Raw genomic sequence first — 1,214 nt, 5'->3', positions numbered from 1 at the left:
AACCAATTGCTTCATGATTTAAAAGTCCAGTACAAACAAGGCGATGTTTGGTTACTTTATGCTGATTATCAAAACGAAGGCTATACGCACACGGAAATGAAATTGTGGAAAGGCAGTAGTCAGATGAAGCCAAACACTAAGTGGACGCAAAAAGGGCACATTTTTATTTATCAATTTTTGAAAAAACACGACGTTTACCCAACAATTGAAACTCTTTTTGAAAATGAGGCCTAATCATGGAAATCACAGTAAAGGTTTACCGCAAAGACGGAACGCCTATCAAAGCCAATGAGCAGACAGGCGAGCTACTCGAAAGTGTCTGTATTCCACCAGAAATCTATTGCCGAATTTTGAACGGCTTGAATGGCGGTAAGGTGGAGTTTGAGCCGATTGAGGAGGAATCACTATGTACTGGCTAGTCGGCGGTTTGATAGTCGCCATACTCGCTTGTTTGGCAATGATATCCGAGAGGAGGAATAAGGATTGAAAAAAGCATTTGATGCCATCGTAGTGATGGCAAGCTTGGCAATATTTGGCACGGTGATAGCATTCTTGGCTACCCAATCACTAAATGCAGCGCTGATTTTAACATGGGCGCCAGTAGCCATTGGCGGAAGTTATGCTATCGGCAAGGCGAAAGGGGGAAACCAATGATACGACATACTGGAATCGGGAGAGTAACCGAGATGGTTGGCTTTACCCGCAACTTAAAAACATCGGCCGCTCGGCAGTCCATCGACAGTGACGTGGAAGATGGTGACACGGTACTGATTTACGACAATATCGTCGGCACCGTAATCCGCAAGCTAAAGTGTAGTGCGGTAGTTGAGTTTGACGGTGAGCGCACGGTAATTAGTTTGGATTACATTAAAAAACTGACTCCGCCAGCAAGCATTGAGTCAGTAAGAAAATATCTATTAAGGTGATGATACCACATGAAACTAAAAACTGACAATTTTTGCCAGCTTGTCTTATCGGACGAGGCGAAGCTCGGAAACATATCCGTAGCCGGAAATCTGGTCTTTGAGTTTCTGCCAAATGGCAATGTCTCAATCTATCAAACGTCCGACAATCCAAAAACAGAACAGCTATTAGATGCAGCGCAAGACAGCGTTGAAATCGATTCCGAGGAGCTGATTGTCGCACTAGAAATCATCATCGGAAAACTAAAGGAGGAACTAAAACATGGCAACGCTATACGATCTAACCAACTC

The 1,214-nt window shown here is 43.7% G+C and carries 5 protein-coding genes; all 5 read left to right on the top strand.

Annotated features, from left to right (window positions below; genetic code table 11):
- Positions 1-234: phage antirepressor KilAC domain-containing protein (locus ABWK52_RS29675; RefSeq protein WP_353772409.1), on the top strand; the 234-nt coding region annotated here is incomplete at its 5' end.
- A gap of 2 nt (positions 235-236) precedes the next feature.
- The gene (locus ABWK52_RS29670) at positions 237-419 is read left to right on the top strand and encodes a hypothetical protein (RefSeq protein WP_353772408.1); all 183 of its coding nucleotides are present in this window, start codon (positions 237-239) and stop codon (positions 417-419) included.
- A 64-nt stretch (positions 420-483) separates the two neighbouring features.
- On the top strand, positions 484-654 hold the full coding sequence (locus tag ABWK52_RS29665; protein WP_353772407.1) for a hypothetical protein: 171 nt from the start codon (positions 484-486) through the stop codon (positions 652-654).
- Complete coding sequence (locus tag ABWK52_RS29660; RefSeq protein ID WP_353772406.1) at positions 651-926, top strand: hypothetical protein; 276 nt, start codon at positions 651-653, stop codon at positions 924-926. The genes ABWK52_RS29665 and ABWK52_RS29660 overlap by 4 nt, the downstream gene beginning before the upstream one ends.
- 9 nt (positions 927-935) lie before the next feature.
- Positions 936-1,214: hypothetical protein (locus ABWK52_RS29655; protein ID WP_353772405.1), on the top strand; the 279-nt coding region annotated here is incomplete at its 3' end.

The organism is Bacillus sp. AP50 (assembly GCF_040492675.1).
Classification (GTDB): domain Bacteria; phylum Bacillota; class Bacilli; order Bacillales; family Bacillaceae_G; genus Bacillus_A; species Bacillus_A cereus.
The sequence above is the reverse complement of the archived record's forward strand: the minus strand, read 5'-3'. Positions and strand labels throughout refer to the sequence as shown.

Coding starts and splice junctions, on each gene's coding strand:
- ABWK52_RS29670 (WP_353772408.1), top strand. CDS start 237: ATGGAAATCACAGTAAAGGTTTACCGCAAAGACGGAACGCCTATCAAA.
- ABWK52_RS29660 (WP_353772406.1), top strand. CDS start 651: ATGATACGACATACTGGAATCGGGAGAGTAACCGAGATGGTTGGCTTT.